Source organism: Candidatus Protofrankia californiensis (assembly GCF_900634765.1).
Lineage (GTDB): Bacteria > Actinomycetota > Actinomycetes > Frankiales > Frankiaceae > Protofrankia > Protofrankia californiensis.
Map to the genome: position 1 here is coordinate 18,573 of NZ_CAAAFT010000261.1, position 742 is coordinate 19,314.

Below are 742 nucleotides of genomic sequence, written 5' to 3' on the forward strand. Positions count from 1 at the left end.
GCTCAGCCCGTGGCCCGGTTCCGCCTGGCCCGGTTCCGCCTGGTTCGGGTTCGCTCGGCCCGGGTTGACCGCCGGGCGGCACGGATCCGCTGTCGACCATCGCGGCAGGTCCTTCCTGGAGGGCCAAAGGCAGCGCGATCATGTTCTTTTCGCGCTGCCGGAGGCCCAAGTCCTTGGGCTGGAGGGCCAACGGCCGCGCGATCATGGTTCTTCTCGCGCCCGGGCTCCGGAAGCCGATCTGACAGGTCCGGGAGGCCAGGTCCCCCTGCTGACGGGTTAGTGCGGCTTCTACCGTTTACCAGTCATCCTGACGCCTGTCTGCCCGTCCGGGTTGCCCACCCACGGGGGATGTCTCATCGCGACCGACCAGCGCTGATCCGGTGATCGGGCTGGTTACCGGTCGGGTACGTGCGATCGCGGTCCGGCCACCGGAGCTGCCACAAGGACGGGGCCGAGGCGGTCAGTCAGGTGGGCAGGTAGCCGGGCAGTCCACCCCGCTCGTGCGGGCGGCGTAACACCACACGCCGGGATCCGTCCGGGAACAGGAGCAGCCGCTCGAGCTCCCAGTCACCGAACTCGGCGTGCAGGGTGAGCACTGCCAGCGCCTGCAGGCGGTCCGTTCCAGGCGGTAGGTACAACCGCTGATACTCCACGTCCATGACGCCACCGTAACGACGAGGTGGACTGGCGGTGTGACGAACCCGTAAGAGTGCCCGGGGACAGGGGCAGAGCCTCTTTCCAG

Annotated in this window: 1 protein-coding gene; it reads right to left on the minus strand. The window is 68.6% G+C overall.

Annotation, left to right across the window (positions count from 1 at the left end):
• Nucleotides 1–464: 464 nt before the first annotated feature.
• Nucleotides 465–659, minus strand: a complete 195-nt coding sequence (locus DD1DGNOD_RS14275) for a DUF5703 family protein (protein WP_131766871.1) — start codon at nt 657–659, stop codon at nt 465–467.
• Nucleotides 660–742: the final 83 nt, after the last annotated feature.

Excerpts from the sequence above, each read along its gene's own strand:
- DD1DGNOD_RS14275 (WP_131766871.1), bottom strand. The coding sequence starts at position 659 with ATGGACGTGGAGTATCAGCGGTTGTACCTACCGCCTGGAACGGACCGC.